The organism is Streptomyces sp. NBC_01016 (assembly GCF_026341035.1).
GTDB lineage: Bacteria > Actinomycetota > Actinomycetes > Streptomycetales > Streptomycetaceae > Streptomyces.
In genome coordinates this window covers 4887987-4911478 of record NZ_JAPEOQ010000001.1, presented here as the reverse complement: position 1 = coordinate 4911478, position 23492 = coordinate 4887987, and the positions used below count along the sequence as shown (strand labels likewise).

General features: G+C 70.5%; 20 protein-coding genes and 4 pseudogenes. 17 read left to right on the top strand and 7 right to left on the bottom strand.

Annotated elements, in window-relative coordinates:
* Positions 1-82: 82 nt before the first annotated feature.
* From OG746_RS22095 to OG746_RS22075, 5 genes are all read left to right on the top strand, one after another.
* Positions 83-1285: a CaiB/BaiF CoA transferase family protein gene (locus OG746_RS22095; RefSeq protein ID WP_266717094.1), complete on the top strand. Its 1203-nt coding sequence runs from the start codon at positions 83-85 to the stop codon at positions 1283-1285.
* Positions 1282-2118, top strand: a complete 837-nt coding sequence (locus tag OG746_RS22090) for a citryl-CoA lyase (RefSeq protein WP_266717092.1) — start codon at positions 1282-1284, stop codon at positions 2116-2118. Before OG746_RS22095 ends, OG746_RS22090 begins: the two co-directional genes overlap by 4 nt.
* Positions 2119-2270: 152 nt before the next feature.
* The gene (locus tag OG746_RS22085) at positions 2271-4427 is read left to right on the top strand and encodes a BamB-related PQQ repeat family beta-propellar protein (RefSeq protein WP_266717090.1); all 2157 of its coding nucleotides are present in this window, start codon (positions 2271-2273) and stop codon (positions 4425-4427) included.
* A 562-nt stretch (positions 4428-4989) separates the two neighbouring features.
* Positions 4990-5451 (top strand): ThuA domain-containing protein, encoded by a 462-nt coding sequence (locus tag OG746_RS22080; RefSeq protein ID WP_266719114.1) that lies wholly within the window; start codon positions 4990-4992, stop codon positions 5449-5451.
* A 380-nt stretch (positions 5452-5831) separates the two neighbouring features.
* Complete coding sequence (locus tag OG746_RS22075) at positions 5832-6809, top strand: aldo/keto reductase (RefSeq protein WP_266717088.1); 978 nt, start codon at positions 5832-5834, stop codon at positions 6807-6809.
* Between the two features lie 399 nt (positions 6810-7208).
* On the opposite strand, the gene OG746_RS22070 is transcribed toward OG746_RS22075, so the two are convergent.
* Both OG746_RS22070 and OG746_RS22065 read right to left on the bottom strand, forming a co-directional pair.
* Positions 7209-7997 carry a carboxymuconolactone decarboxylase family protein gene (locus OG746_RS22070; protein ID WP_266717086.1) on the bottom strand — a complete coding sequence of 263 codons (789 nt, stop codon included), beginning with the start codon at positions 7995-7997 and terminating at the stop codon, positions 7209-7211.
* A 168-nt stretch (positions 7998-8165) separates the two neighbouring features.
* The gene (locus OG746_RS22065; protein ID WP_266717084.1) at positions 8166-9098 is read right to left on the bottom strand and encodes a helix-turn-helix transcriptional regulator; all 933 of its coding nucleotides are present in this window, start codon (positions 9096-9098) and stop codon (positions 8166-8168) included.
* A 212-nt stretch (positions 9099-9310) separates the two neighbouring features.
* Between OG746_RS22065 and OG746_RS22060 the strand changes: the two genes are divergently transcribed.
* Both OG746_RS22060 and OG746_RS22055 read left to right on the top strand, forming a co-directional pair.
* Positions 9311-10291: an aldo/keto reductase gene (locus OG746_RS22060; RefSeq protein WP_266717082.1), complete on the top strand. Its 981-nt coding sequence runs from the start codon at positions 9311-9313 to the stop codon at positions 10289-10291.
* 61 nt (positions 10292-10352) lie between these two features.
* Complete coding sequence (locus OG746_RS22055; protein ID WP_266717080.1) at positions 10353-11234, top strand: aldo/keto reductase; 882 nt, start codon at positions 10353-10355, stop codon at positions 11232-11234.
* Positions 11235-11285: 51 nt separating this feature from the next.
* On the opposite strand, the gene OG746_RS22050 is transcribed toward OG746_RS22055, so the two are convergent.
* Complete coding sequence (locus tag OG746_RS22050; RefSeq protein WP_266717078.1) at positions 11286-11924, bottom strand: restriction endonuclease; 639 nt, start codon at positions 11922-11924, stop codon at positions 11286-11288.
* Between the two features lie 382 nt (positions 11925-12306).
* On the opposite strand from OG746_RS22050, the gene OG746_RS22045 reads away from it, so the two are divergent.
* Positions 12307-13737: an acetamidase/formamidase family protein gene (locus tag OG746_RS22045; RefSeq protein ID WP_266717076.1), complete on the top strand. Its 1431-nt coding sequence runs from the start codon at positions 12307-12309 to the stop codon at positions 13735-13737.
* Between the two features lie 71 nt (positions 13738-13808).
* Complete coding sequence (locus OG746_RS22040; protein WP_266717074.1) at positions 13809-15110, top strand: amidase family protein; 1302 nt, start codon at positions 13809-13811, stop codon at positions 15108-15110.
* A gap of 97 nt (positions 15111-15207) precedes the next feature.
* On the opposite strand, the pseudogene OG746_RS22035 reads toward OG746_RS22040, so the two are convergent.
* Positions 15208-15720: pseudogene (locus OG746_RS22035) on the bottom strand (Lrp/AsnC ligand binding domain-containing protein); the annotation flags it as partial.
* A 74-nt stretch (positions 15721-15794) separates the two neighbouring features.
* On the opposite strand from OG746_RS22035, the pseudogene OG746_RS45440 reads away from it, so the two are divergent.
* From OG746_RS45440 to OG746_RS22020, 3 genes and pseudogenes are all read left to right on the top strand, one after another.
* Positions 15795-16004 (top strand): annotated as a pseudogene (locus tag OG746_RS45440) (LLM class flavin-dependent oxidoreductase); the annotation flags it as partial.
* A 46-nt stretch (positions 16005-16050) separates the two neighbouring features.
* Positions 16051-16266, top strand: coding sequence for a hypothetical protein (locus OG746_RS22025; RefSeq protein ID WP_266717070.1), 216 nt, complete (start codon positions 16051-16053; stop codon positions 16264-16266).
* 108 nt (positions 16267-16374) lie between these two features.
* Positions 16375-16770 (top strand): PPOX class F420-dependent oxidoreductase, encoded by a 396-nt coding sequence (locus tag OG746_RS22020; RefSeq protein ID WP_266717068.1) that lies wholly within the window; start codon positions 16375-16377, stop codon positions 16768-16770.
* 109 nt (positions 16771-16879) lie between these two features.
* Here the strand turns inward: OG746_RS22020 and OG746_RS22015 are convergent.
* Positions 16880-17419 (bottom strand): annotated as a pseudogene (locus OG746_RS22015) (helix-turn-helix domain-containing protein); the annotation flags it as partial.
* A gap of 23 nt (positions 17420-17442) precedes the next feature.
* On the opposite strand from OG746_RS22015, the pseudogene OG746_RS22010 reads away from it, so the two are divergent.
* Positions 17443-17929 (top strand): annotated as a pseudogene (locus OG746_RS22010) (alpha/beta fold hydrolase).
* Between the two features lie 84 nt (positions 17930-18013).
* Here OG746_RS22010 and OG746_RS22005 read toward each other — a convergent pair.
* A complete protein-coding gene (locus OG746_RS22005; protein WP_266717066.1) occupies positions 18014-18658 on the bottom strand; it encodes a dihydrofolate reductase family protein in 645 nt (214 codons plus the stop codon).
* A 119-nt stretch (positions 18659-18777) separates the two neighbouring features.
* Between OG746_RS22005 and OG746_RS22000 the strand changes: the two genes are divergently transcribed.
* On the top strand, positions 18778-19275 hold the full coding sequence (locus tag OG746_RS22000) for a winged helix-turn-helix transcriptional regulator (RefSeq protein WP_266717064.1): 498 nt from the start codon (positions 18778-18780) through the stop codon (positions 19273-19275).
* 87 nt (positions 19276-19362) lie between these two features.
* Positions 19363-20280 carry a YhjD/YihY/BrkB family envelope integrity protein gene (locus OG746_RS21995; RefSeq protein WP_524540440.1) on the top strand — a complete coding sequence of 306 codons (918 nt, stop codon included), beginning with the start codon at positions 19363-19365 and terminating at the stop codon, positions 20278-20280.
* Positions 20281-20302: 22 nt separating this feature from the next.
* On the opposite strand, the gene OG746_RS21990 is transcribed toward OG746_RS21995, so the two are convergent.
* Positions 20303-21772: an FAD-dependent monooxygenase gene (locus OG746_RS21990; RefSeq protein WP_266717062.1), complete on the bottom strand. Its 1470-nt coding sequence runs from the start codon at positions 21770-21772 to the stop codon at positions 20303-20305.
* Positions 21773-21840: 68 nt separating this feature from the next.
* On the opposite strand from OG746_RS21990, the gene OG746_RS21985 reads away from it, so the two are divergent.
* Together OG746_RS21985 and OG746_RS21980 are read left to right on the top strand one after the other, a co-directional pair.
* Positions 21841-22464 carry a TetR/AcrR family transcriptional regulator C-terminal domain-containing protein gene (locus OG746_RS21985; RefSeq protein WP_266717060.1) on the top strand — a complete coding sequence of 208 codons (624 nt, stop codon included), beginning with the start codon at positions 21841-21843 and terminating at the stop codon, positions 22462-22464.
* 385 nt (positions 22465-22849) lie between these two features.
* The gene (locus OG746_RS21980; protein ID WP_266717058.1) at positions 22850-23446 is read left to right on the top strand and encodes a chemotaxis protein CheB; all 597 of its coding nucleotides are present in this window, start codon (positions 22850-22852) and stop codon (positions 23444-23446) included.
* Positions 23447-23492: the final 46 nt, after the last annotated feature.

Sequence of the window (23492 nt, the reverse complement as noted above, 5' to 3'; positions counted from 1 at the left end):
GGGGCCGTGAGTCCACTCCAGAAACCGGTAAGTCCACCACGGAGCCGTGAACCCACTCAGGAACCGCAGAAGGAGCCGGTGCATGCCCGAACGACCGCTCTCAGGAATCCGCGTACTCGATCTCACGAACGTGCTCGCTGGACCGTACTGCAGTTACCACCTCATGCTGCTCGGCGCCGAGGTCGTCAAGATCGAGCAGCCCGGGAAGGGCGATCTGGCCCGTGCCCTCGGCCCCGATCCCGAGCTGAACCGCAGCGGGATCGGCGCCTCCTTCCTCGCCCAGAACGCCGGCAAACAGTCCCTCGCCCTCGACCTCAAGGACCCGGCCGACCGGGCCGACTTCGAGCAACTGGTGCGCGGCGCGGATGTACTCCTCGACAACTTCCGGGCCGGGGTCCTCGCCCGTTTGGGATACGACAGTGCCCGCCTCGACGCCCTCAACCCGCGCCTGGTCAGCTGCTCCATCACGGGCTTCGGGCAGTCGGGCCCGATGAGCGGCGCCCCCGCCTACGACCAGATCATCCAGGGCGTGTCGGGGATGATGAGCATCACCGGCACGACGGACACCGCCCCGCTGCGCGTCGGCTTCCCCGTCTGCGACTCGCTCGGCGGCATGGGCGCGGCCCTCGCCATCAGCGCCGCCCTGCTCGGCCGCGAGCGGACCGGGCAGGGCGCCCACCTCGACGTCTCGATGCTGGAGGTGTCGCTGTCCGCGATGGGCTGGGCCGTCTCCAACTACCTTGTCAGCGGGGTCGATCCGGAGCCGATGGGCGACCAGAACGCGACGGCCGCACCCTCCGGAACCTTCGAGACCGCCGACGGCGGCCTGAACATCGCGGCCAACCGCCAGGAACAGTTCGCCACGCTCTGCCGCCTCACCGGCCTCTCCCATCTGATCCACGACGCGCGCTTCGCGGAGCGCGAGGCCCGCAAGCTCCACCGGGCCGAGCTGAACGCCGAGTTGAACGCGGCGCTGTCGCAGAAGACGGCGCTGGAGTGGGAGGAGACACTCTCCGCCGCAGGTGTCCCCGCCGCGCGTGTGCTGACCGTGCCGGAGGCGGTGGAGCTCGAACAGCTCGCGCACCGCGGCTTCTTCACCGATCTCCCCTATCCGGACGGCTCCGACCGTACGCTGCGGGTCAGCGGCAACGGCGTCCTGGTGGACGGTGAGCCGCTGCCGCCGGCCTCCCCTCCCCCGCTGCTCGACCAGCACGGCGAGGAACGGGCGCGGCTCATCGCGCGCTGGCGCTCCGACAGCCGCGCCACAGAGGCGCTGCGCTCATGACGGCCTCACCCCCTGAGGGGCAGGACCCGGACAGCCAGGTCGCCCAGTGGTGGGCCACAGCCATCAGCCGTATCGAGCCGGGCATCATCGAACTGCGCGAGCACCCCGTGCAGGAGCTGATCGGACACACCACCTTCGTCGAGACCATCTGGCTGCTGCTGCGCGGCGAGCTCCCCCGCCCCGACCAGGCCCGCCTCCTCGAAGCGGCCCTCGTGGCGGGCGTCGACCACGGCCCGCAGGCACCCTCCATCGCGGCCGCCCGGATGGCGGCGACCTGCGGAGTCGGCCTCAACAGCGCGATCGCGACCGGGGTGAACATGCTCGGGGACGTGCACGGCGGGGCGGGCCAGCAGTGCGTACAGCTGCTCACCGACATCGTCGACCTGCACGCTCAGGGACGGGCGTTGGAGGCCGCCACGGCCGACGTGATCACCGAGTGGCGTGCACGTTCCCGCTATCTGCCGGGCTTCGGCCACCGCTTCCACCCCCACGATCCGCGCCGCGACCCGCTGCTCTCACTCGTGGACCGGGCGGTGGCGGACGGCACCGTCGAGGGCGCCTACCTCCGCGCGGCTTTGGCCGTGGAGTCGCACCTCAACCGGGGCCGCGAGGGCCGCAAGCCGGTCCCGATGAACATCGACGGCGCCACCGCCGTCATCTACGCCGAACTCGGCTTCGCCGCGCCGCTGGCGCGCGGCCTGTTCGTGCTCAGCCGCAGCGTCGGCATCCTGGCGCACGCCTGGGAGGAGACGGGGCAGGGGCGCCGCAACAAGAGCCCCATGCCGCCGTCGATGATCCCGGTCCACCTGGTGGTACCAACCTCACCTGCATAAACGGCAGTTGAGGAAGTTCACGGCAACAACCCCCGCCCCAGGTATTGCCATGCCCGCACCCCCGTCCCTAACGTGACCCACCATCCCGCGAACCTACTGTGCGGAACTTTCGAACCATCTAGCGGACCTTGATCGAATCGAGGCACTGAACGATGGAAAGACGCACCTTCCTGCTGACCGCCGCCGCGAGCGGCGCAACCACGCTCCCCGCAGTCGCCGCCTCCGCCGAGGCGGCCCCGAAGCCCGCCGGCCTCGCGCTCCCCGTCCCCGCACAGCCCGCCACCCTGGGCGTCGCCGCACGTGACTGGCCCAAGGTCGGCGGCAACTTCGGCAATCAGAACCACTCCACCCTCACCGACATCACCCCGGGCAACGTCAAGAAGCTCGGCGGCGCCTGGCACATCAACCTGGAGGGCGGCTCCACCAGCGCGTACCAGCAGTGCACGATCGTCGTACAGAAGGGCGTGCTGTACGTCGAGACGACACAGCAGAACGTCTTCGCCGTCGACGGGCGCACCGGCAAGGTGCTGTGGAAGACGAACCTCGGCACCGAGACCACCAACATGCGCGGCGTCGCCGTCGCCGAGGGCAAGGTCTTCACCATCTCGGGCGCCAACATCGTCTACGCCCTCGACCAGAAGACCGGCGCGGTCCTCTGGCAGAAGAAGCTGATCGTCGAGGACAACGGCGGCGACGACGGCTGCGACATCAACAGTGGCCAGTGCGGCGGCAACAGCGGCGGACTCGCCGGCGCGGTCGTGCACCACGACGGCAGGATCTACGTCGGCACCGAGGGCTCGACGGCCGGCGCGCGCGGCCGCGGTTACGCACTGGACGCGAAGACCGGCGACGTCGTGTGGACCTTCTGGGGGCCGCCGGGACCGGGCGAGTACGGCCACGACACCTGGGAGGGCGACTCCTGGAAGACCGGCGGCGCCGTGCCCTGGATCCACCCGGCCGTCGACCCCGAACTCGGCCTGGTCTACTGGACGTTCGGCAACCCATACCCCCGCACCGACGGCTCCTCGCGCGGCGGAGACAACCTCTTCGCCAACTCGATCGTCGCGATCGACGCGAAGACCGGGAAGCGGCGCTGGCACTTCCAGTCGGTGCACCACGACATCTGGGACGCCGACAACGTCATGGCGCCGGTCCTCGCCGACCTCCTCGTCGACGGCAAGAAGCGGCAGGTCGTCGTCTACGGCTCCAAGACCTGCTGGTTCTACGTCCTGGACCGGCGCACCGGCGAGGCACTGCACGGCATGGAGGAGCGCAAGGTCCCTCAGCACACCCTCCAGAAGACCTCACCGACGCAGCCGTTCCCCGGCGGGGAGCCGTTCACCGACCCGTTCCCCCGCTTCGACAAGCCGACGAAGCCGGTGCCGTTCTACCCGGCGGGCGGCCTGTACTCGGTGTTCTGGGACCGGGCCACCATCATCTTCCCCGGCGCGGGCGGCGGCGGTGACTGGGGTTTCCCGTCCTTCAGCCCGAAGACCGGATACGTCTACATCGGCTACGGCCTGGTCAACTCCTCGTACTCCAATACGCGCGGCGGAAGGGTCAACACCGCCCGCCCGCTTGGCGAGTTGTTCGGCGGCGGCCTGGTCGCCATGGACCCGCGGACGAACACGGTCGCCTGGCGCAAGGAGGGCGACTGGTCCCTCGCGCACGGCAACGGCATCCTCACCACGGCGGGCCGTGTCCTCTTCCAGGGCCGCCCCGACGGCGTACTCGAAGCGATGGACGACACCGACGGCTCGACGCTGTGGACGTGGCAGTGCGGCGCCGGGGTCAACACCATCCCCGTCTCGTACGAGATCGACGGCGAACAGTACGTCGCCGTCCTCGCGGGCGGCAACGGGTTGCCGTTCCCCGACATCCCGCGCGGCGACCACCTGTGGGCGTTCAAGATCGGCGGCAAGGTGGGTCAGGCGCCAGCGCCCACACCTCCGTCGCGCCGCAACCAGATCCGCACCGCGGCGGTCACCGGCGAGACGGCCAAGAACACGGTCACCCTCGGCCGCGTCTGGGACACCAAGACCAACGCACCAGGCACGACGGAGAACACGGTCGCGCAGAACGCCATGGCACCCCAGCACCTCACCGTTTCCGTCGGCACGGAAGTCACCTTCACCAACCCCGCCGACAATCAACAGGCGCACGGCGCCGCCGCGTTCTTCGACGCCGAATTCGACACGGCGCTACTGATGCCGGGCCAGTCGGCCAAGCACACCTTCACCGAGGCGGGCGAGTACTTCTACAACGACCCGGCCTTCCCGCAGTCCACGGGCAAGATCGTCGTCAAGTGAGAGTTCCGAGAGTTTCCATGGGAGGTCCGACCGATATGACGGCAAGACCCCGCACCCCGATGACCCTGCTCGCGGCGGCACTCGCGACCGCTCTCGTGGCCCTCGCGGCCTTCCTCGGCGCAGCCCACGGCCAGACCCGCGACACCAAACCGGGTGCCACCGGAGCCCAAGAACTCGGCGACCCCGACTACGGCGTCTGCCGCGGCACGAGCCCCAAGTGCTACCACGACTGGGGCAACTTCACCCCGGCCACCGACGGCTACAAGGTCCTCCTCTACACCCGCACCGCCGGCCCCCGCCACGCCAACCTCGGCCCGGCCCTCGGCAGCGGCCTCAACCCGACGCTGAACGACACGAACGTCGTCCAGAAGGCACTCGTCGCCATGGGGAAGAAGAACAACTTCACGGTCGACTGGACGGAGGACGTCACCCAACTGGCCACGCCCTCCCGCCTGTTCAACTACAACACGGTCATCTTCTACTCCACCAGCCGCGACACACTGGACGACGCGGCGCAGACCTCGCTGCGCCAGTACGTACGCGGGGCGGCGGCTTCGTCGGCATCCACAACGCCTTCGGCACGGAGTACAACTGGCCTTGGTACGAGGGCCTGTTGGGCAACGCCAACTTCTACGACCACGGCCCGAACCAGCCCGGCACGGTCGTCACGGAGAACCACCGAGACACTTCAACCAAGGACCTCCCGGCACGCTGGAACTTCACGGACGAGTGGTACAACCTCGTCCCGGCCCCCACCCGCGTACGCCTCCTCGCCACGGTCGACGAGTCCACCCTCGCCGAAGGCGCGACCGGCAACCAGGGCCACCCCGGCCACGGAAAGTCCCACCCGGTGGCCTGGTGCCAGTACTACGACGGCGGCCGCGCCTGGCTCACCACACTCGGCCACGACGCCAAGGACTTCGCCTCGGACGGCTCCTTCCCGGGAGCCGAACAGTTCCAGAAGCTGATCCTGGGCGGCATCGAGGGGGCCATGGGCAAGGCCCCGTTCTGCCGGGCGGGGTGAGTCACGGGCTTCTGGCCAGGGCGGGCAGGGTGAGCAGCGGGAACCCGGCCGTGAAGGGGCGGGGCGGCCGTCGCCCGCACAACCGCGGTACCGTCCACCGCCGCATCGGCCGATCGGCCCCTCCGTGAGAGGCCCTGCCATTCCCCCTAACAGCTCGGCCCCCCATAAAGCCCCACAGACGCGATGACACAGGTGACACAGTCGTAGGCTGCCAGCGAGAGGTACGGCCGCAGGGTTCCTCCCGGGTCGGGTCACGGACAGCGCATGTCGGCGTGCCCGGCACCGCCTCGCCGCGCGCCGCGTCGGGCTCCCGACGAGCGGTGGCCGGGCGACCGGACCAGAGTGGAACCGGCCCGAATGCGATGGAGCGGAGAGCACTGATGCACAACATCCACCTGCGCGATCTGGAAGTTTCCCGGATCGGTCTCGGCGCGATGGGCATGTCCCAGGCCTACACCGGCGCCGGGAAGGACGACGCGGAATCGATCCGCACCGTGCACCGCGCCCTGGAACTTGGCGTCACCTTCATCGACACCGCCGAGATCTACGGTCCCTACACGAACGAGGAGCTGCTCGGCCGCGCCCTGAAGGGACGCCGCGACGAGGTCGTCCTCGCGACGAAGTTCGGCATGGTCTCGCACGACGGCGCGGGCCCCGGGAACCTCGACTCGGGCGCGGCCAACATCCGCACCGCCGTCGAGGGCTCCCTCACCCGCCTCGGCACGGACCACATCGACCTGTACTACCAGCACCGCGTCGACCCGAACGTTCCCATCGAGGAGACGGCGGGCGCGGTGGGCGAGTTGATCGCCGAGGGCAAGGTCCGCGCGTTCGGACTGTCCGAGGCCGGGCCCGACACCATCCGCCGGGCCAACGCCGTGACGCCGGTCAGCGCCCTCCAGTCCGAGTACTCCCTGTTCACCCGCGACCCGGAGGCCCAGGTCCTGCCGACGCTGCGCGAACTGGGCATCGGCTTCGTCCCGTTCTCCCCGCTCGGCCGCGGCTTCCTCACCGGCACGATCCGCTCCATCGAGGGCTTCGACAAGGACGACTTCCGGCGCGACAACCCGCGCTTCACCGGCGACAACTTCGCGCACAACCTGCGCCTGGCCGACGAGGTCAAGGAGATCGCCGCCGAGGCGGACGCCACCCCGGCCCAGGTCGCCATCGCCTGGCTGCTCGCGCAGGGCGACGACATCGCCCCCATCCCCGGCACCAAGCGCGTCACCCGCCTCGAGGAGAACGCCGCCGCCGACACCGTGCGGCTCTCCACCGCCCAGCTGGAGCGCCTGACGAACCTCCCGCCGGCGGCCGGTGACACGCACACCGAAGCCCAGATGAAGATGATGGAACGCTGACCCCACCGCGCCCTGCACCGTGCCTCCCTCTGGAGAACACCTGAGCAGGAGCCCTCTGTCGATGAACTCGCCCACCCCTCCCAGCAGGCCGCCGTGGCACACCGTGCTGCGCGGCCTGCTGGCCGGAGCGGCGGTGGCGACTGTGGCGACGTCCAGTGCCTGCTCGTCCTCGAACCCCACTCCGAAGGCGGGTCGACGACGGCGAGACCGTTCGCCGGGTCGAGCATGGCCAGGAACGCGTGGGCCGGGTTGTCCAGAGCGGCCCGGATCAGGGTGATCGAGCCGGTCAGGTTGGTGGTGATCAGGTGGTCCACCTGCGCGTCGGTCGCTCCAGAAGCCGGCTGGACAGCGCGTGCCCGAAGCCGCTGTTGACGCCGGTGATGAGCCAGGTACGAGAGGTCATGCGTGGTCTTCCTCGGAGGTCGCGGGGGCGATGTCGTCGACCGCGCGCAGGGCGTTGAGGGTGCGCGGGTAGCCGATGAACGGCAGCAGCGCGGTGAGTACGGCGATCAGGGTCGCCCGGTCGTTGCCCACATGGAGGTTGGCGCCCACGTGGCCACGGACCTGCGGGTCCGCCCCGCCCAGCGCGGCGAGCAGCGCGAACGTCAACAGTTCGCGGGTGGGGACGTCCAGGCCGGTGCGGGTGTAGTGGTCGCCGAAGCAATTCGCGCTCAGCAACTCCTGGATGTGCTGCTCGTCGGCGGGCGCGTTCGCGTACATGGTGTCGACCGTGGTGTCGCCCACGATCTGCTTCTGGACGGCGAGACCGTCGGCGCCCCGAGTCTCGGGGGTGGTCGTGGACTGACCGGCCAGCGGCAGTTCCACACCCCGCTCGGTCAGTACGTCGTTCGTGGCGTGCAGGAAGTCGAAGACCCGGGCCATGCCGACGTACGGCACCGCCTGGTACACGACCTCCTTCACCTCCACCGGGGTCACACCGACGGTGAGTGCCGCGCCCAGCATGACGCGGTACTCGGGCACCGCGCCGACCGCGATCATCGCCGCGAGCTGCATCGCCAGGCGTGTGCGTTCCGGCAGGTCGGGGGTGTGTCGCAGCACCTCGTCGAAGGCGAAGTTGTCGAAGTACGCGATCAGCTCCGGGTCGGTCACCGCGAGCGTCGAGACATGGCCGGGGAACAGCCGCTCGTGCGCGGACCGTGCGGCATCGTTGGGCTTTCGGGCCTTCATGGCCGCACCAACTCCTTCAGAGTGTCGATGGTGTCCCTCCGGCAGTGACCGCTGACCATGTTTCGCAGCATGTCAGGGGTGCCTCTCGGGACGCGCGTTCACCGTCCATCAGACCTCGGAACGGCGCCCGGCGGCAGGCCCTGTCGTTCGGGGTACTGTCAGTCCCCCTCAAAGTCCGCCGGTCGTTCGGCGGCCTCGGGCTGTGCGAGGAACCCGCACACCAACGGCGGGCTCCGGGGGTGCGGTCATGTCGAGCAGAACCACGGCGTCGTAGTCGGGGGTGCCCGGCTCGGCCAGGTACACGCCGAGCTGTTGACCAGGGGTGCCGTTCAGCGGCATGGACTGGGAAGTGAGCGTGAGGGTGCCGACCTGTGGGTGGTGAATGGTCTTGTGGCTGGCCTTGCCGCCACTGACCTCGTAGCGCTCCCAGAGTTTGGCGAAGTCCGGGCTCTTGAGGAGGAGTTCACCGACGAGACTGGTGAGGTCGGGGGCGTCGGGCGCGGTGCCCGCCTGGGCGCGCAGTTCGGCGATGCAACCGCGGACCTGGCGGTCCCAGTCGGGCAGCACTGCTTGGGCGGCGGGGTGCAGGAAGAGATACCGGGCGAGGTTGCGCTGCTTGTGCGGCCAGTCGGCCATGCCCGCGTACAGGGCGAGGCCGCCGGGGTTCCAGGCGAGCAGGTCCATGTTGCGGCTGACGATGTACGCCGGGTCGGGACGCAGCGACTCCAGCAGCAGCCGGAGGTGGGGGCGCACGGTGCGGCTCGGTGCCGGCGGCGGCTGGGGCGCGTAGCGGGCGGCGCGGGCAGCCAGCTCACGTAGGTGCTGCTGCTCGGCGTCGTCGAGCTGCAGGGCGCGGGCGAGCGCGTCGAGGACCGAGGGGCTGGGACGGGTCTCCTTGCCCCGTTCCAGACGTACGTAGTACGCGATGCTGATCCCGGCCAGGGCGGCCAGCTCCTCCCGGCGCAGGCCAGGGGTGCGGCGCAGGCCGGCCCCCGCAGTGAAACCGACCTGTTCCGGGCTGGTCGCGGTGCGGCGTGCACGCAGGAACCGACCCAGCTCCGCGCCCTCGCTCGCACCGCTGGGGGTGTGTTCATGTGCCATTTCTCCAGTCTCGCCCCGGACCGGCCGACTCGGCGGTGCGGTGGGGGTCCCTGTCATTACCCCAAAGATCCCGGTCTGCCACCGGGACGAGATCTCGCCGAAGGTGGTTGTGCGGCACGGCTCCGGCAGCCGCAGCAGTAGCGATCGCCTGACGGTCACCCGTGGACGGGCAGGCCGCACACGCAGGCAGAACAAACCTTGGAGCAAGAACCATGAAGCACACCACGCTCGGAGATCTCGAGGTCTCCCGGATCGGTCTGGGCGCCATGCCGATGAGCGACGCCCTCTACACGGGCGCCGGCAAGGACGAGGCGGAGTCGATCCGTACCCTGCACCGGGCGCTGGAGATGGGCGTCAACTTCGTCGACACCGCCGAGGTGTACGGCATGTACACCAATGAGGACGTCGTCGGCAGGGGCCTCAAGGGGCGCCGTGAGCAGGCGGTGGTGGCCACCAAGTTCGGCTTCATCTCCTACTCGGGCCGCGGCGAGGGCGCCCTCGACTCCAGCCCCGAGAGCATCCGTATCGCGGTGGAAGGCTCCCTGAAGCGGCTCGGCACCGAGTACATCGACCTGTACTACCAGCACCGCCTGGACCCGGCCACGCCCATCGAGGAGACGGTCGGCACGCTGGCGGAGCTGATCCAGGAAGGCAAGATCCGCGCCTACGGGCTCTCCGAGGTCGCGGCCGGCACGATCCGCCGGGCCCACGCGGTCCACCCGGTGGCGGCACTGCAGACCGAGTACTCGCTGTGGGAGCGCCCCGCCGAGACCGAGCTGCTGCCCCTGACCCGGGAGCTGGGCATCGGCTTCGTGCCGTGGGCCCCGCTGGGCCACGGCATGCTCACCGGCAAGATCCGCTCGACCGAGAGTTTCAGCGCGGAGGACTTCCGCACCACCAACCCTCGCTTCACCGGCGAGAACTTCCAGGCCAACCTGCGCATCGTCGACGAGGTCGAGGCCATCGCCGCCGAGGCCGGTGCCACGCCGGCGCAGATCTCCCTGGCCTGGCTGCTCGCTCAGGGCGACCACATCGTCCCGATCCCCGGCATCGAGAAGGTCGCCTACCTGGAGGAGAACGCCGGCGCCGACGCCATCGAGCTCAGCCCCGAGCAGCTGGCCAAGCTCGACGGGCTCACCCCGCCGGCGGGCGACCGGCTCACCGAGGACTACCTGAAGGTCATCGAGAGCTGACCGGGGCCCCGCTCCGCGTCTTCCGGCCTCCCGCACCACCTCGCACACACAAGGACCCCTCATGTCTGCAAAGTCCCCCCTCATCACGCTGAACAACGGCGTCGCCATGCCCGCCCTGGGCCTGGGCGTGTACCAGAGCACCCCCGAAGAGACCGTCCCCGCCGTGGAGACGGCGCTCACCAACGGCTACCGGCTCATCGACACCGCGGCCGCGTACGGCAACGAGAAGGAGGTCGGCGAGGGCATCCGCCGCTCCGGCGTCGACCGCTCGGAGGTGTTCGTCACCACCAAGCTGTGGCTGACCGACTACGGGTACGACTCCACCCTGCGCGCCTTCGACACCAGCCTGGCCAACCTGGGCCTGGACCACCTCGACCTGTACCTGCTGCACTGGCCGGTCCCCTCCGACCTGGACGCCACCGCCGCCTCCTACCGGGCGGCCGAGAAGCTCCTGGCCGACGGCCGGGTACGGGCCGTCGGTGTGTGCAACAGCAGTCCGGCCCACCTGGCGGGCCTGATGGAGCGGACCGAGATCGTCCCGGCGGTCAACCAGGTCGAGCTGCACCCGTACTTCACCCAGCGGGACGTCCGCGACTTCGACGCCGAGCACGGCATCGTCACCCAGACCTGGTCCCCGATCGGCGGCGTGAACCGCTACTTCACCGACACGCCGAGTGCCGCCACCGACCCGCTGCGCGACGAGGTCGTCACCACTCTCGCCGAGAAGTACGGCAAGACCGCGGCCCAGGTCGTCCTGCGCTGGCACCTCGAACGCGGCTTCTCGCCGATCCCCAAGTCCGTCAAGGCGCACCGCATCGCGGAGAACATCGACGTCTTCGACTTCTCCCTCACCCCGGACGAGGCCGCGACCATCGACGCCCTGGACACCGGAGTCCGCGGCGGACCCGACCCCGAGCAGGTCGGGCTGCGCTCCTTCTCATGAGCCCGCCCGGGGGCGCCGCACCGGTCCGGAACCGGCGCCCCCGTCCACCCGCTACCGTCCGTAGGTCTTCTTCCATCGCGACCGGTGCCGACGGTTGCCCTGACCGCCACCGTTGACGGCAACCAAGGACGTCAGAGCCGCCCCGCTGTTCCACAGGCCGAGATGGTCCCGATGGACGGCAAGAATGTCGTTGTCGACGGCGAACCTCTCGGACGGCCCGGTAAACCGGGTAGTGGTCACGAAGACAGCGACATCGGCCTTGAAATGCGTCCGAGCGCCGAGCAGGTCGCGCAGCTCGCGGCTGGGGATACTGGCGGCCGGGGCGTAGCGCTTGCACTGGATCACCATCGAGCGGCCGTCCGGCAGTCGGCCCACGACGTCCGCACCGTTGTCCCCGCTGCCGCCGACCCGACGAACCTCGGTGCAGCCGTCGCGTCGACACAGACCGGCGACCAGGTCCTCGAACTGCGTGCCGGTCATCACGTCCACCTCGGCGAGCGTGCGACGGCCGGACCTGACCGCCTCGTTCCGACGCCAGGCCCTGTCTCCGCTTCGCAGCAGCCGGTCGGTGCGCCACAGCCACCACCCCGTACCACCCAGCACCACGGCAGCCACCAGGACGGTGACATAGACCCAGATGTGCTCCCAGTACACCAGCACGAGGATCATCAGGACCAGACCGGTCGCCACCGTAGCCCTCAGTCGGACGGCCCGCCGGTTTCGCGCCGCGGAGCGGTGTCGTCTGCGTCGGACCATGACTCCGCCCCCCCTACGGCAGTTCCCTTCCCACAGTGTCCTCAGCGCACTTGGGCGCGGAAAGGCCGCCAATCAGCCACACCGTGAGGCGAAGACCCAAGCACCGCGCGGACTCGCATGAGTGACTCCGCACCCACCCCGACCAACAGGACCTCGGGACTCGACACATCACTGCGACGCCCTCCCGCGCGTTACGCCCAGGAAACCGGACGCACCCCCTCCCGGTAACAGGCGCTGCATAGGAAAGGCACATCACCCGCGCACCCCACGTGTCACCACCTGGCATGTGTATACCGCGATACGACGAGGGGCCTTGATGTCACACGAGCCGCGTATACCGAACCACCTTCCCGGTGCGCCCGCCGCCGAGGCCACCGAACTCCCCGCGGTGTACGAGGCGTTGGCGTCGCGGCTCGGGCGGCGCGGGCTGTTGCGCGTCGCGGCGGGGCTCGGCGCGGCCGGTGGAATGGTGGCCGTGGGTTCGCATGCCGCTGCGGCGGCGGCCTCGCGTCCCGCCACCGTCTCCCGACCTGGGCGCGTCCTCCAGCCCGGAAAGGGTCCCATCCACGGTCAGCACTACCTGCGGGCCACGCCCGACACCGTCCGCTGGGGCTACGTGCCCGCCCGCGACGCCGAACCCGTGCTGCGCATGCGATCCGGCGAGACACTGACCGTGGATGCCCTCTCGCACGAAGGACTGCTCGAGGACCAGGGGCGCGACCCGGTCGCCTGGTTCGGGGAGCACGGCGTCGGAAAGGAACAGGTGTTGCGGGACGCGGTCGATCTCGCCCGCGACTACACACGTACGCCCCGCTCCTTCGACACCGACGGCCCCCACGTCGTCCTGGGCCCGGTGCACGTGGCGGGCGCCGAGCCCGGTGACGTACTGAAGGTCGAGACACTGTCGCTGCTGCCGCGCGTGCCCTACGGCGTCGTGTCGAGCCGGCACGGCAAGGGCGCCCTGGCGCGTGCCCGGGACGGCGGCGCCCCCGACGGCATCACGCTCGACGAGGTCATGCCGCCCGTCGCCGCGGACGGCCGGGCATCCGCCAAGGACCCCGAACAGTACGGAAATGTCTCGGTGTTCACCCCGATCCGCACCGGCGGCGGCAACGGGGACGGGCACGGGGTGCTGCCCCTCGACGGGCCCGGCGAGGTCACCTTCCCGCTCAACCCGCACATGGGCCTGATGGGCACCGCGTACGCCGACGCCGACTCACTCACCGACCCGCTCCTGAACTCGATCCCGCCCACCCTCGGCGGCGGCAACATCGACATCCGCCACCTCGGGTCCGGGTCCGCCTTCTACCTCCCCGTGCACGCCGAGGGTGCCCTCTTCCACACCGGCGACCCGCACTTCGCGATGGGCAACGGCGAGGTGGCGCTGACCGCGCTCGAGGGGTCGCTGCGCACGACGTTCCGGCTCACCGTCTGCAAGCCCGGCTCCGGCGACGCCCCTTCGGTCGCGTACCACTACCCGTTCGGGGAGACCGACGAGGCGTGGCTGCCGATCGGTCTTTCCGATCCGGACGGCGCGGCCGGGGACAAGGGCCAACTCTCGGACCTGGACGTCGCGATGCGCCGCGCGGTCGTCAACGCGCTCGACTTCCTGCAGTCCGACCTCGGCATGAGCCGTCCGGTCGCGTACGCGTATCTGTCGGCGGCGGCCGACTTCGAGGTGTCCCAGGTCGTCGACCGGACGACCGGGGTGCACGCGGTCATCAGGAAGCAGGACTTCGGGCGGTAGGCCCCCTCCCTCATTCCAGCGCCTTCTTCCAACACCGCACGACCACCCACCAGTTGAGGAGTTTTGTACGCATGCAGGCAGTGAATCGACGGGGTTTCCTCACTCTCGCGGCTGCGGCGGGCGCCGGTGCGGTGCTGCCGCTCGGTGCACAACACCCCGCCTCCGCGGCACCGCGGCCCGGCGCCGTCGACCCCACCGTGTGGCGGGAGTTCGGTGCCCCGCTGGTGGCCGCGACCGGGCACGGGCCGCTGTCCGGGTTCAGTGTCGCCGTCAAGGATCTGTTCGCCGTCGAGGGGCACCGGGTGGGCGCGGGCAATCCCGCGTGGCTCGCCGAGAGCCGACCGCAGGCGGCGACCGCCGCGGCGGTCGCCGCTCTGCTCGCGGCGGGTGCCGACGTCGCGGGCATCGCCCGCACCGACGAGTTCGCGTACAGCCTGGCCGGCACCAACGGCCACTACGGTACGCCGCCCAACCCCGCGGCCCCCGACCGCATTTCGGGCGGCTCGACCTCCGGGCCCGCCAGCGCCGTCGCGCTCGGTCAGGCCGACATCGGCCTCGGCACCGACACCGGCGGCTCGATCCGGATCCCCTCCTCCTATCAGGGGCTGTACGGCATCCGCCCGAGCCACGGCGCGGTGTCCACCGCGGGACTGCTGCCGCTCGCGCCGTCCTTCGACACGGTCGGCTGGATCGCCCGCGACGCGCGCACGCTGCGCGCGGCGGGCCGGGTCCTGCTCCCCCGCGCCGAGGGGCCCATGCCCTCGGGTGCGGTGCTCGCCCAGGACATCGTCGACGTGGCCTCGACGGAGGTCGCCGCCTCTGTGCGACGGGCGGTGGCCGGCTGGCGTCGCGCCGCGGATCTGCCACGGCTGCGTACCGTACGGTTCGACGCGAGTGTGCTGCCCGGGTGGGTGCGCGCCTTCCAGACCAAGCAGGGCGTGGAGGCCTGGCGCCAGTGGGGGCCATGGGTGTCCCGCCACTGGGACTCGCTCAACCCCGATGTCCGGGCGCGCTTCGAAACCGCGTCCGCCTACACCTCCGCCGACCTGGCCGCCGCCGAGCGCGTGCTGCGCGAGGCCCGGGACCGCGTCGACGATCTGCTCGGCGACCGGATCCTTCTCCTGCCGTCCGCGTCCTCCGTGGCCCCCACCCGGGAAGAGGCCTCCATCGGCGGTCCCGCCATCGAGGAAACCAGGGCCCAGACCTTCCAACTCACCTGTCTGGCAGGCCTGACGGGGCGCTGCGCCGTCAGCATTCCCATCCGCAGCCGCACCGCTCCGGTGGGCCTCTGCCTCGTGGGGCCGCGGGGCAGCGACCGACATCTGCTGGATCTGGCGGTGCGGGTGGCGGCGGCCGGGGTCGCCTCCCGGTGAGAGTCGCTCGCCGCGCTGGTCCCGGCCTGGCGAGAATCGCTCGCCGCGCCGGTCTCGGCCCGGCGAGAATCGCTCGCCGCGCCGGCCCCGACCACCTTCACAGCAGCCCCGGCGGATGGAACTCCCCCCCCGACTCTCGGTCCCGGTCCAGCCAGTAGCGGCGCGGCTCGGTGAGCATGACGTCCACGCCGGCCTTCACGATGCCCGGCACCTCCGCCAGTTCGTGGTCGATGAACGCCGCCAGAGCGGCCCGGTCGGCCACGAGCCCGGTGCACAGCACGGACAGGTCGCCCGCGACGTGGGCGGTGAGCCGGGTCTGGGGCAGCCGGTCGATGCGACCCATCACGTCGGACGTCGAACCGGGGGCGACGCGCAGACGCAGCAGGAACGGGGTGTCGAACCCCAGCCATTGCGAGACCGTCTCGAGCCGCGGCTGGACCCAGCGTTCGCCCAGGACCCGGCGGACGACGCGGTGCGCCGTGGACGTGGCCAGGCCCGCGGCCCGGGCGATGGCCGCGGCGGAGGCCCGGCCGTCCCGCATCAGGTGGGCGACCACGGTGCGTTCGGACTCGCTGAGCGGCTTGCCGGGCGGAGTCGCGGTCGCGGTGCCCTCGGGGTGGACGCCGGTTGGGCACCCTGCTGACCGCGGCCACCTTCCGCGACCCGGGGCTGCTCGCCACCACGGTGGCCACGGTCGACGAGATGAGCGGCGGCCGCGTCGAACTCGGTCTCGGTGCGGGCTGGTACGCACGCGAACACGAGGCGTTCGGCATTCCCTTCCCGCCGCTCGCCGAACGCTTCGACCGGCTCGAGGAGCAACTCACCGTCATCCGCGGCCTGTGGGACAGCGCCCCGTTCTCCCACGACGGCACGTACTACCGCCTCACCGACAACCACACCCCGCCCCGGCCCACCCACCGCATCCCGGTGATCGTCGGCGGTGCAGGCCCACGCCGAGACCGACCGCCGGCCCTCGGTCGCAACCTCCGCCTTCCTGCGGGAAGCGGCGGTGGTCGGCACCCCGGACACCGCCGTCCAGCACATCCACCGCCTGGCGCAGGGCGGCGCGGACACCGTGTATCTGCACCTCTACGACGCCGGCGACCTGGCACACCTGCTCCTGCTCGGCGCGGAGGTGCTTCCGCATCTGCCATGACGATGCGGCGCGCCGGCGCCGGAGTTGATGCACCCCTGCCCCGTAGCGGACCGGGCGGCAGTGTTTGATGGCTGGGCGTTCCCGTGCCACACGTGAAAGGTGCCCGAAATGCCACTGCCGAGTGAACTGGCCGCCGCCCTGGACGGGCCGGCCATCTGTTTCCTGACGACGCTCATGCCGGACGGCTCGCCTCAGATCACCCAGACCTGGGTGGACAGGGACGGGGACCAGGTGGTCATCAACACGGTGACCACCCATCAGAAGATGCGGAACATCCGCCGCGACCCCCGCGTCGCCGTCGGCATCGCGGACCCGGCAGATCCTTCGCGGTACTGGGCGGTGCGCGGCCGCGTCGTGACGTCCACGACCGAGGGTGCGGAAGCACACATCGACAAGGTGGCGCACAAGTACCTGGGCGGGCCCTATCCCTGGTTCGGCGGCCGCGACCAGGAACGCGTCCTGCTGACCATCAGCGCCGACACGGTGCACTCTCCGCGGGGCTGACCGACGTCGCGGCAGAGGTCCGCCCAGGCGCCGTACGGGCGGTGGGCGGACACTCGATCCGATCAACTCCCGGACCGCAAACGGTCAACTCTGGCTGGAGAACGTCCTGTTACTCGCCGGCCGTTGTCGCCTGCCACGCGCCCGGGCGTTGGCCTGTGGCCCTGCGGAAGAAGACCGAGAAGTTGGATGCGTCGGGGAAGCCGAGTGTGTCCGCGCAGCGGGCGGCGCTGAGCCGGTCGTGCGCGAGGAGCCGTTTGGCTTCCAGGACGATCCGTTCGACGATGTACGCCTTCGCGGTGCGGCCGGTGGCCTGCTGCACCGCTCGGGAGAGGGTGCGGGGCGCGTATCCCAGGGCGCGGGCGTAGTAGCCGGCGTCGTGGTGCTCCCGGAAGTGCGCTTCGACACTGGAGCGGAACAGCCGGAACAGCCGGAACACCGGATGTGTGGACCGTGCTTCGGCGTGCGGTGGGCGCAGCCGCGCGATGAGCGCGGAGAGCAGGATTCCGGGCAGCTCCGTCGAGAAGTCACCGGGCGGGGCGGATGCTTCGAGGAGCAGATGGTTGCGCGCCGTGTCGACGAACGGCCAGTCGGTGTCGGGGATGCTCCAGTGCGCGGCCAGATCCGGGGACGCGACCAGCTCCCGGGTGGCGTCAGCCGGGGAACGGCCCGACCCTGGTGTTCCTGCACTACTGGGGTGGTTCCGCCCGCACCTGGGACCTCGTCGTCGACCGCCTGGCGGGCCGTGACGTACTCACGGTCGACTTCCGCGGGTGGAGCCGCTCGAGCGCTCTGCCCGGTCCTTACGCCCTCGGCCAGCTCGCCGACGACACACTCGCCGTGCTCGCCGATGCGGGGGTCACCGACCACGTCCTGGTGGGGCATTCAATGGGCGGCAAGGTCGCACAACTGGTCGCGGCCACCCGGCCTGCGCGGCATCGCGCAGGACACTACCGAGCACACCCGCATGGTCGGCGTGCCCGCACTCGTCGTCGCCGGAGAACACGACCAGGTGGAGCCCGTCGACGTACTCCGCGACAACCTGGTGCCCTACCTCTCCCAAGCCGACTTCGTGGTGATCCCGCACACCGGTCACCTGATCCCGCTGGAAGCCCCGGCCACCCTCGTCGACGCCATCACCGCATTCGCGCCGACAGCCTGAGTGAACGCTGGTCCGAACACGAACACGAACACGAACACGAACGCGAACGCCGCCCCCCCTTGGCGCGGCGTTCGCGGGCGGTCGCTACGGCCTGGTGAACGTCATGTGCGTGACGCCGCCAGGCGTTGTCACGGACTCGGTCCGGAAGCGCTTCTCGAGTCCCTCGAGTCCGTCCCACAGGCGCTCGCCACGGCCCAGAAGGATCGGAACGACGACGATGTGCAGATGGTCGACGAGGTCCTCGGCGAGGAACTCGCGGACCGTGGTCGGCCCGCCGCCGATCCTCACGTCCAAGTCGCCCGCGGCCTCGCGCGCCTGACGGAGTGCCTCCTGCGGCGTGGCGTCGACGAAGTGGAATGTGGTGCCGCCCTCCATCTCCACCGAGGGGCGCGGGTGGTGGGTCAGGACGAACACCGGGGTGTGGAAGGGCGGATTGGGCCCCCACCAGCCCTTCCAGTCCTCGTTCTCCCACGGCCCGCGCTGGGCGCCGAACTTGTTGCGGCCCATGATCTCCGCCCCGATGCCGGCGTCCCAGGCGCCGGCGAAGGCGTCGTCGACACCAGCGGTCCCACCCGGCTTGCCCAGCATGTGCTGGAAGGTCCTGGTCGGGAAGAACCACTCATGGAGCCGCTCGCCGGCGTGGCCGAACGGGGCTTCGAGACTCTGGCCTTCGCCGGTGGCGAATCCGTCGATGGAGATGGCGAAGTTGTGGACCCTTACGCGGGACATTTCATCGACTCCTGCCGTCGAAGCGATGTGATTGCGAATTGCAATCACTAGCTGTGCGTGAGCCTAGACTTGGTGATGGCAGAATGCAATCACTGGAGGTGGGCAACTGGAGGTGGGTAATGCGAGACAGACCGCGGTCCGGATGTGCGATCAACGCGGCCGTGGAGGCACTCGGGGACCAGTGGAGCCTCATCGTCCTGCGCGACATGGTGTTCGGCGGACGCCGACACTTCCGCGAGCTGCTCAGCGGCTCCGAGGAGGGGATCGCGTCGAACATCCTCAGCAGCCGCCTCAAAACCCTCGTCGCCGGCGGTCTGCTCACGCAGGAGCAGGCCGAACGAGGACGTCGAGCGACCTACAGCCTCACGGAAGCGGGCATCCAGACCGTCCCCATCATGGCCGCGCTCGGCTCCTGGGGAATGCGGCACCGCCCGACCACCCCCGAACTCACCGTCCGCGCCCGCCTCTTGGAGGACGGCGGCCCGCAGCTCTGGGAGGACCTCATGGACGAACTCCGCGAGGTGCACCTGGGCATCCCCCGCCCGAACCCCGACCGTCCCCGGGCCTCCAAACTCCTTCAGGCCGCCTACGAACAGGCCCTCACGGAGACGCACTGACGGTCACCCCCGATACGGGGGACACATTCACCCCGTACCGTTTCCGCATGCACCTACGCCCCTCCGCCCGCTCGCACCGCAGGCCACATGTCCGCTGACCCGCACGCCCTCGACGGAACGTCGCACGAACGCGGCCCACGCCCCGTCCCGTCGAGAGGTGACGGTTCCGTGCGGACCTGGCGAGCCGCGCTGCGCCGCACCCCGGTGTCGATGTGGCGCGACGACATGTCGGACTCCGCGGCCGCGCTCACGTACTACGCGATCCTGACCGTGCTGCCCTCCCTTCTGGTCATCTCCCTGGCGTTCAGCCTCATCAGCCCGGAGACGGCCGAGGAGTTCATCGCCCACGTCAGCGAGTACGCTCCCGGCCAGTCCGGCACCCAGCTCCACGACGTGTTGTCCCGGGCGCTGCACCACGGCACGGCCGCCTGGATGCTGCTGGCCGCCGGCTCGGTCAGCGCGCTGTGGTCGGCCTCCAGTTACCTCGCGGTGTTCCGTCGTGCGGTCCACCGCATGCACCGGGTGGCGGACCGCCGCTCGACCTGGCACAAGGCCCACCGCATCCTGATCACGGCCCTCGCCCTGCTCGGCATCCTCGTCCTCAGCGCCCTGGTGCTCCTGATGACCGGACCGGTCGCCGAGACACTGGGCCGCTACCTCGGCCTCGGCACCGTCGCCTCCTTGGCCTGGAGCCTGCTGCGCTGGCCCCTGCTGCTGTGCGTGGTCGCTCTGCTCGTCGTCATCGTCTTCCGTACCGGTCCCGCACAGGCCCGCGTCCGTACCCACAGCATCCCCGGCGGCGCCCTGGCAGCCTTCCTGTGGCTGTGCGCCTCCGCCGGATTCGCCTTCTACACCTCGGAGTTGAGCGCCTACAGCAGGCTCTACGGATCGCTGGCGGGCGCCGTGGTCTTCCTCATCTGGCTGTGGCTGTCCAACCTGGCGCTGCTCGCCGGCGCACAATTCACCGCGGAGCTCAGCGAGTTGGAGACGCGGTCGTCGGACTGAGCGACACGTGCGGTGCGGCGGCTCACTTCCGGTGGGTGGCGGCCAGGGTCGTGGTGAGACTGCCGGTGAGGGCGGTGTCGTCGTGGGCGGTGCTCGCCCAGGCGATGTGGCCGTCGGGGCGGACGAGGGCGGCACGGACGGTGGTGAAGTCGGCCGGAGGCTGGTCCGGGGTGCCGGCGTGGACGTGCAGTCCGGGGCGCGCGTACCCGGTGAGACGTCCGCTGCCGGTGAGGTCCAGCAGGAGGTAGCGGTCGGCGCGCAGCAGGGCGAACAGGCCGGTGTCGCCGATCCGGAGGTCCGGGGCGCGGGTGCCGGTCAGCGGGTGCGCGTCGGGGGCGGCGGGCGGGTAGGTGACGGCCAGGGAACTGACCTGGGTCGCCAAGTGCTCGTTGAGGTTGGGCAGGTTGGTGATCAGCCGGGCGAGCAGGGCGCGCAGGTCGAGTCCTTCGGGGGTGAAGGCGGTCATCAGGGCGACCTGGGCGCGGCTGGTGGTGGTGAGGTCGACACCGACCGGGTGGCGTTCGGCGTGGTAGGTGTCCAACAGGCCGCCGGGAGCCCAGCCGTTGAGGATGGCGGCGAGCTTCCAGGCAAGGTTGGCGGCGTCCTGGATGCCGACGTTCATGCCGACGCCGCCGGCCGGGAAGTGCTGGTGGGCGGCGTCCCCTGCGAGGAAGACGCGACCCTTGCGGTACCGGTCGGCGAGGTGGGTGGCATTGCCGTAGCGGGAGAGCCAGACCGGGTCGCGCAGGCCGAAGTCGGTGCCGGCGATGCCGATGACGTTTTCGCGCAGTTCATCCAGGGTGAGGTCGCCGGGCCAGCTGGTGGTGAGGTCGCGGGGCGTGATGCCGACCAGGCGGTGGATACCCCCGGGCATGGGGACGGCCATGAGGGCGCCCTCGGGGCCGAAGTAGCTGTAGCCGGGGGCGGGCGGGTCGTCCAGGGCCACGTCGCCGAGCCAGCCGAGCACAGTGGAGGGGGTGCCGGGGTAGTCGATGCCGGCCTCGGAGCGCACGGCGCTGCGGGCGCCGTCGCAGCCGACCAGGTAGGCCGCCTGGAGGGTGGCGGGCCCGTGCGGTCCGGTGGTGTGCACGGCGATGTGGTCGGGGTGCCCGGTGAACCCGGTGACCTCGTGTCCGCGCAGGATGTGCGCGCCCAGGTCGAGGGCCTGGCCCTCCAGCAGTGCCTCGGTGCGCTCTTGAGGCAGGGCGAGGGTGTACGGGAAGGGGCTCGGCAGGTGGCGAAAGTCCAGACGGGAGTCGAGGCCGCCGAAGTGGCCGCCGGGCAGCGGTATGCCCTCGCTCACGAAGGGCTGGTGCGCGCCGCGGGAGGCGAAGGTCTCGATGGTGCGGGGGTGCACGGTCAGGGCGCGGGAGCGGGAGTCGCGTTCGAGGCGGGGCTCGATCACGGCGACGGTGACTCCCGTGCGGCGCAGTTCGCCGGCGAGCCACAGGCCCACGGGCCCGGCGCCTGCGACGACAACTTGGTAGTCCATGGTCCTTCTCTCCCTCGAAACACACTCTTGGTCGGTGACCAATGATTGAGCTGGAGTAAACTAGGTCAGTGACCAAGAAGCAAGCCAGGGAAGACGCGGCAGGCCAGCTCACACGCACCGCCGTGATCGATGCCGCGCTCCAGGTACTGGACGAGCGTGGCCTTGACGGCCTCTCCACCCGGGCGGTCGCCGACCGCCTCGGGGTGCGGATGAACACGGTGCTGTGGCACGTGAAGACCAAGGCGCGGATGTTGGAACTGATGGCCGACGCTGTCCTCGCCGACATCGGCTACGACGACCTGCCCGACGCCCCTCTGGAACGTGCCCGCGAACTGACCGCCCGTTACCGGCGCACGCTGCTCGCCCACCGCGACGGCGCAGCCCTGATCACCGGCACCTATTCAGCAGAGCCGAACACGCTGCGCTTCGCCGACCGCCTCGTCGACGCGTTCCTGGAAGCCGGTGCCGACGAGCGGCAGGCGGCATGGACGACCTGGACGGTCAACTACTTCGCCCTCGGCCTGACCCAGGAGGAACAGGCCGCCCCCGAAGAAGGCGACGAACGTCTCGACCAGGCCGTCGACCCCGCCGCACACCCGGCGCTGCAACGAGTCCTGCCCCACCTCCGCCAGAACTTCGACGAGCGCTTCACCTTCGGCCTGGAGGCGATCCTGTCCCGCATCTCGGCATGACGGTGTGCCCTCCTGAGGCGTGCCCCAGGAGCTGCGGATCGGGGCATCGAGGTGCGGCAACGGTTCGGCAGCCGCCGATCTCGACGCGTTCCGCATGCAACGCCCCGCCCTGGGCACTCCTCCACGAGCCGGCCTAGCGGAATACGGGCTGCGGGGCCGGGCGAAGACTGCCATGGTGGCAGTGGAGGACAACGTGTTCGGAGCGGGTCGTGTCATACGGAGCGGGTCGTGCGGAGGGCAGCCACTCGGGCCTGTCCGCCGCGTTGCAGTCGAACCCCGCACCGGTGCCTGCGCGTCGGCCGCTGACCAGCCCAACACCCACCGGAGCCCTCATGCCCGACCCAGGAAAGCCACAGGACCAGAGCCCGCCCGGGACCCCGCTGCCGTGAACCGCGCATCTTCGGCGAACGCCCGTGACTACCGAGCGGTCGTGGTGGTGGCCTCCTCGGCCGGTGGTGTGGAGGGCCTGCGGACGCTGCTGGGCGGCCTTGACCCCGAGCTGCCGGTGACCGTGCTGGTCGCGCAGCACCTGCGCCGCGGCCGCGAGACACAGATCGTTCCTGTGCTGTCCCGTGCGACCGCGCTCGAGGTCGAGCTGGCCCGGAACGGGCCCTTGCGTGCGGGAGTCGTTCATATCGCTCCACCCGACCGGCACCTGTGCGTACGACAGGACGGCAGGAGACTGTTCCTGGCGGACGAGGAGCGGGTGAACTACGCCCGCCCGGCCGCCGATCCACTGTTCGAATCGGCGGCGACAGCCTTCGGGCGGGGCGTCATCGCCTGCGTGCTGACCGGCTCCGACGGCGACGGCGCCCAAGGTGTCTCCGCCGTCAAGGCACACGGCGGCACCGTCATCGTGCAGGACCCGGACACCGCCGCGTTCCAGGGCATGCCCCAATCGGCGATCAACACGAGCCTCGTCGACCTCGTCCTGCCTCTCGAACGCATCGCACCGGCCATTGCGGAGTGGGCGGGCCGCTGACCTGCCCGGTGGTCGACACCGCCCGCTCTTTTGTAGGGTCGAGGAC